Origin of the sequence: uncultured Fretibacterium sp. (genome assembly GCF_938030725.1) — a bacterium.
Taxonomy (GTDB): domain Bacteria; phylum Synergistota; class Synergistia; order Synergistales; family Aminobacteriaceae; genus Fretibacterium.
In genome coordinates, this window is sequence record NZ_CALHIQ010000174.1 from 1 (window position 1) to 5,843 (window position 5,843).

Below are 5,843 nucleotides of genomic sequence, written 5' to 3' on the forward strand. Positions count from 1 at the left end.
TGGGACTGACGGCCCGTGAGCAAGGGCGAACGGCAGCCGGAAGGCTCCCCGAAGGGGGGCGTAGCCCCATTTTAACGCTTAAGGAAGCGCTGAAGGATACCCTCCGTTTGATGTTCCTTGATCGCTTTCAACAACTTTTGAAGATTAATCAGCGCTTCCTTAGAGATCATCTTGATAAAAGCTTCTTGACTCCCGTCGCGCGGGTCGGCGGACCGCGCGACGTTTGAAGCGAAGGAGAGCTCACCGTTGAATTTTTCCGGTTCCGGCGCTAACTGGTTTTTGATCTTATCCCTGATCCTGGGCAGCGCTGCGCTGGCCTTCCTGGGGGATGTCCTTGGGTTCCGGTACGGGAAGCAGAGGATATCCATCTTCGGCCTGCGCCCCAAGTACACCAGCCGCCTGATCACCGCCATCACGGGCGGGGTCATCACCGTGATCGTCCTTGGAGTGCTCTCCGCGTTCTCCCAGGACGTGCGCACCGCCCTCTTCAGCATGAACTACATTCAACAGCAGCTCCTTGACCTGCGCTTACAGCTCAACCAGAGCCAGGAGATCGCCGACCAGGCCCAGGAGGCGCTCGCCGAACAGCAGGCGAGAATGCAGGTCACCACGGCGAGCCTGGACCTCGCCCGGCTGGACCTGGACTCCCTTCGCAACGATCGCCTGCTCCTGGAGCAGGAGAAGTCCGACCTGGCGGCATCCGTTCAGGGGCTGCGGGACGAATCGGAGCAGCTGAAGCAGGCGCTTCACACCATGCGCAGCGGATCGATCGCCCTGAGCGCCAACGTCCTTCTGGCTCAGGGGGCCTTTGAACCGGGCACGTCCGAGGAAGAGGCCCGAAAGGGGTTGGAGGACCTCAAACAGAGGGCCCGCGTCGCGGCCCAGGTGCGGATGTCGGAGCTCCTGCCGTCGACCCCGCGGAGCGTTTCCGTCACGTTTGATCCGGAGGAGGAGGCCTCCCTGCTGAAGCGGATTGAGGACGCGCCGGACCGCCTCTACGTCCGCGCCATCTCCCGCGAGAACGTGGCCTTCGGTGAGGAGGTGGGCGTGCGCTTTGAGGTGGGCAGGAGCCTCCTGCTCTATTCCGACGGCGACGTCATCTACCGACGGGTGTACAACGCTCAGGCTCAGGACTTTGACGCGGAGGAAGCGCTGCACAGCTTCCTGCGCGACCTGAAGGTGAGCGCAATCCACGAGGGCGTCCTTCCGGACCCGGCCACGAACAACGTCGGCACGCTTCGAGGCGAGGAGTTCTTCGACGCCGTGGAAACGTTGAGGTCGATCCACACGCCCGTCATCATCAACGGCCTGGCGTCGGGGGACATCCACACCGAGGGACCGGTCAACCTTCGGCTTTCCTTCCAGGAGTGAGCCGCGGCCCCAAGGACAATGCCCTCATGAGGGACGGAGGCCAATATGGAAGACTACCTTTTCTACGACAGCAAGCTTGCGGTGAACGCGCAGGAGCTCCAGAGCCTTTACCGTTACACGGAGTGGGGGCACAGCCGCTCCGTCGAGGGGATTCAGGCCATGATCGACGGGACGAGCCTCTGCTTCTCGGCCCGGCACGACGACAAGCTCGTGGGGTTCTGCCGGATCATCACGGATTTCGTCTACAGGGCGTCCCTGTGGGACGTCATCGTTCACCCCGCGCACCAGGGGCGGGGGCTGGGGGGCGCCCTGGCGGACTACGCTCTGACGCACCCGGCCATCCGGAACATCCCCATCATCATGGCCTACACCACCGGGTGGATGCGCTTCCTCAGGGGGCGGGGCTTTGAAACGCAGCGGGGCCTGATGATGCTCATGCGCTGCCCGATCGAATACTCCTGATCTTTCGGGTGCGCCCTGCACGAAAGTGTAATCTGAATTCAAACGGAGGCGATGGCCCGTGCGCTGCGCCGGTGGAAGCGTTGGAGGGCGGAGTGCGCTGCCCCTATGCATACTCGAAATATTAAAGGCCTACTCCGACGAGGAACACCCCCTCACGTCGGGGGAGATCATCAAAAAGCTCAAGGCCGACTACGGACTGAGCGCGGCGCGCAACGCAGTGGGGCGGAACCTCTCGCTGCTCTGCGAGCTGGGCTGGGACATCAGCACCTACGAGGAGAACGGCCGGGGCGCCTACCTGCGGAGCCGGGAGCTCTCGGACGTCGAACTGCGGGTGCTCATCGACAGCGTGCTGTCCTCCCGGTACATCCCGCAGGAGGACGCCCGAAACCTCATCGACAAGTTGGCCGGCCTGGCCAACCGCCACTTTCAGGGCCGGCTTGACCACGTCCACTCCCTGCCCCTCTGGCCCCACCACCGAAACGGGGCGTTCTTCGAGAACCTGGACCGCGTCGAGGCGGCCATCGAGGACAGAAGACGGCTCCGCTTCGTCCTGAACTCCGTCGGCGTCAATGGGGAGCTGGTCCCCCGCGGGAGTCGCCCCTACGTCGTCCACCCCTTCGCCATGGTCTGCACCAACGGCCAATACTACCTGATCGGCTGCTACGACGGCCGCGACAATCTCACTCACTACCGGATCGATCGCATGACGGACGTCGAGGTCCTGGACGAGCGCGCCCGCCCCATCTGGAGCCTGCCGGCCTATCGGGACAGGAGCTTCGACGCTGCGCTCTACGCCCAGGAGCACCACTTCATGTTCGGCGGGGAGCCCAGGACGGTGGTGCTGAAGATGTCCCGCTCCTGCGCGGGGGACGTGCTGGATGCCTTCGGGAACCGGGCCTCCATGACCCCGATCGACGACGACCTGATGAAGGTGCGCGTCACCGCCGCCCTTGAGGGGATGCGCTTCTTCGCCCTGCAGTTCGGCAACCACTGCGAGGTCGTCTCCCCGCGCAAGCTGCGGGAGCAGGTCATGGAGGACGTCAGGAGGATGGCCAAACGATACGGCCTCTGAGGCGGGCCTCGGTGCGCTGACCCGGCGTCCATCGGCTGACTTGCACCAATATCGGTGCGGGGTGTCCTGTATGCTCTTGACTAAACGATCGGGAGGTGATGACGGTGCTGTTTTACAAGATCGGAATGGAGAGCGACAGGGCCCTGGAGAGCAGCGAGCAGAAGATGAGGAAAACGCGGGCCAGGATCAAGGAGCGGACGACGGAGGCCAACGAGAAGACCAGGGAGGAGATGAACTTTTTCGTCTCGGAGATCCACGACCGAAAGGTCACCATCGGCGCGGCGACGTTCGCCGGGGTCAAGGTCCCGGGCCAGGAGGACCTCAAGAGGGGCCTTGAGCAGTTCTGCGAGAGGATCGACCTCCATGGGAAGGACGCCGCCTTCGAGGAGATCACAGTGGCGGAGTTCTCCAGGCTGCTGTACGGCGCCAATCGGAGGGACTACATCGAGGACGACGACGAGTACAAGTCCGACCTCAACATGGATTTCATCGACAGCTATCGCTCCAGCGGCCACAGCGAGTTGCTGATCCCGAAGCCGTTCGCGAAGCGGGAGGCCTTTGTGGAGGCAAGGCGCCTGCTCTGCAGCGCCTCCTTCAGGCCGGAGCTCGATCGAATTTTCGACGCCCGCGGCCCGAAACACTTCGTGGGGCACCCGGTCCATTACGTCGTGATGTCGGACGACCCAAAAATTCGCCAGTCCATGCGGGAGCTCCTGCTGGGGGCCCTGCTCCAGAGGGGGCGCCTGTTGGGCAGGCGGTACTGCGTCCTGACGCTGGACCCCAACCGGGGGTGCTGCGACGCGGAGCGGCTGCGCAATTTCTACGACTCGCAGAAGGGGTGTACCCTGGTGCTGTCCCTGACGGATATGGGTGCCGATGAGGACGAAGACCGCTCTTATGCCGACGCCTCCAGCGAGAACCTAGCGGTCGTCGCCTCCTGCCTTGCCGCGTTCCGCCGCAACACCCTCTCCCTCATCGAGATACGGCGGTCGGACGAGAAACTGTGCCGTCGTCTGATGGAGGAGCTCCCGGAGATCACGTTCGTCAAGCTGGAGGAGGAGGTCGTGTTCAACAGGGCGGCCAGGGGCTACCTGAGGCGGCTGGCCGGGGAAAACGGCGTCGAGAACTGCGACTCCCTCCTCAAGCGTCTGCCCGTGGCGGAGTCGGGTTACATCACCGCGGACCTCAACAAGACGTTCAACAAATGGTACGACGATTACCTCAGGACCGAGCTTCACGCCCAGTATCGGGACCTGTCCGCAGGAGTCGACGGGAGGAAGGCGAAGCCCAAGGGCGACGCCTACAGGGAGCTGATGGATATGGTCGGCCTTCGGGCGGTCAAGGAGATCATCCTTCAGGCCGTCCAGTTCCACAAGGCCCAGAAGCTGTTTGCGGACCGGGGAGTCAGCGCCCAAAGGCCGGCAATGCACATGGTCTTTGCCGGGAACCCTGGAACGGCCAAGACGACCGTCGCCCGCCTGATGGCCCGGATCATGAAGGACAACGGGCTGCTCGCGACGGGTGGCCTGGTGGAGGTCGGCCGGGCCGACCTGGTGGGCAAGTACGTGGGCTGGACCGCGCAGATCGTCAAGAAGAAGTTCAAGGAGGCCAGGGGATCGGTCCTCTTCATCGACGAGGCGTACTCCCTGCTGGATGAGCGCGAGGGGCTCTTCGGGGACGAGGCGATCAACACGATCGTCCAGGAGATGGAGAACGCCCGCGAGGACACGGTGGTGGTCTTTGCCGGGTATCCCGACCGCATGAAGGAGTTCGTGGAGCGCAATCCGGGCCTGAGGAGCCGCGTGGCCTTTCACGTCGATTTTCCCGACTACACGACGGAGGAGCTGCTGGATATCTTCGGCCTCATCCTGAAGGAGAAGGGCCGCAGGGCCGGGCCCGATACCCTGGAGCGTGCGCGGAGCCTGCTGGAGGGGGCGACGGCTGCTCCGGACTTCGGCAACGGCCGCTTCGTGCGAAACCTGGTGGAGCGGGCCGAGATGCGCCACGCCTCCCGCGTGCTGGCCCTTCCCCCGGACGCCGTCACGGACGAGTCGATCAGGACCTTCCTGCCAGAGGACCTGGAGCCTCCGGAGTGCGTCGGCAGGCCCACGGGGCGAAGGGTGGGCTTCGCGTGAGTTCCGCCGCTGCCGTTGACGGCGAAGGGGACGAGGGGTTGGAGGCCGGCGGGCCGTTTTTTTGAAGGAGGGGCTCTCTTGAGCGAAACGACGAGGACGGCGGTGACCGTCTACACGGATGGGGGCGCGTCGCCCAATCCGGGCCTTGGAGGGTGGGCCGCGGTGCTGCTGTCGCCATCTCACGGCGCGGAGCGCGAGATATCGGGCGCCGAGGAGGACACCACGAACAACCGCATGGAGCTCACCGCCGCCATAGAGGCGCTGAGGGCCCTGAAGCGCCCCTGTCGGGTGGACCTGCACACGGACTCCACCTACCTGCGCAACGCCTTTGAACGGGGATGGCTCGTGAAGTGGCGGAGGAACGGCTGGCGCACGGCGGCCAAAGAGCCCGTCCAGAATCGGGACCTGTGGGAGGAGCTGTGGGGCCTGGCTCAGACCCACGAGGTCCGCTGGCATTGGGTCAAGGGCCACGCGGCCGACCAGCGCAACAACCGCTGCGACGAGCTGGTGCGGGAGGCCAGGGAGCGCTTTCGGGCGGGCGCGGGGTCCGCTCCTTGACACCCCCTGAGCTGAAGGGCGGGGCAGCCTCTGCCGCGTCCGCCCGCCCTGGGCTCCGCATCCTGCGCCGTCTTGGGGCGTTGGCGCTCCACGCCCTCTGGCCCGTGAGCTGCCCCGTCTGCGGAAGGCTGGGGGAGGTGCTCTGCTCCGGGTGCCGCGACGCCCTGTTCCGTCCGCTCCTGCCGCGCTGCCTGTACTGCGGGGCACCCAGCCCCTGCAAGAGGCACGCCAACGCCCCTCTGATC

General features: G+C 64.9%; 7 protein-coding genes. All 7 read left to right on the forward strand.

What is annotated here, in order from left to right; all coding sequences use genetic code 11:
* A partial coding sequence (locus Q0629_RS09665; RefSeq protein ID WP_298781908.1) for a hypothetical protein occupies positions 1–227 on the forward strand: 227 nt, incomplete at its 5' end.
* Between the two features lie 19 nt (positions 228–246).
* Positions 247–1,371: a DUF3084 domain-containing protein gene (locus Q0629_RS09670; RefSeq protein ID WP_298781911.1), complete on the forward strand. Its 1,125-nt coding sequence runs from the start codon at positions 247–249 to the stop codon at positions 1,369–1,371.
* Between the two features lie 45 nt (positions 1,372–1,416).
* The gene (locus Q0629_RS09675; RefSeq protein ID WP_298781914.1) at positions 1,417–1,833 is read left to right on the forward strand and encodes a GNAT family N-acetyltransferase; all 417 of its coding nucleotides are present in this window, start codon (positions 1,417–1,419) and stop codon (positions 1,831–1,833) included.
* A 58-nt stretch (positions 1,834–1,891) separates the two neighbouring features.
* Positions 1,892–2,905: a WYL domain-containing protein gene (locus tag Q0629_RS09680; RefSeq protein WP_298781917.1), complete on the forward strand. Its 1,014-nt coding sequence runs from the start codon at positions 1,892–1,894 to the stop codon at positions 2,903–2,905.
* Positions 2,906–3,009: 104 nt separating this feature from the next.
* The gene (locus tag Q0629_RS09685; protein ID WP_298781919.1) at positions 3,010–5,040 is read left to right on the forward strand and encodes an AAA family ATPase; all 2,031 of its coding nucleotides are present in this window, start codon (positions 3,010–3,012) and stop codon (positions 5,038–5,040) included.
* Between the two features lie 78 nt (positions 5,041–5,118).
* On the forward strand, positions 5,119–5,598 hold the full coding sequence (gene rnhA, locus Q0629_RS09690; protein ID WP_298781921.1) for a ribonuclease HI: 480 nt from the start codon (positions 5,119–5,121) through the stop codon (positions 5,596–5,598).
* On the forward strand, positions 5,595–5,843 hold a 249-nt coding region (locus tag Q0629_RS09695; protein WP_298781923.1), incomplete at its 3' end, for a double zinc ribbon domain-containing protein. The genes rnhA and Q0629_RS09695, both read left to right, overlap by 4 nt.

What these genes read in the sequence shown, in the direction of transcription:
- Q0629_RS09675 (WP_298781914.1), top strand. Translation starts at nt 1,417, where the DNA reads ATGGAAGACTACCTTTTCTACGACAGCAAGCTTGCGGTGAACGCGCAG.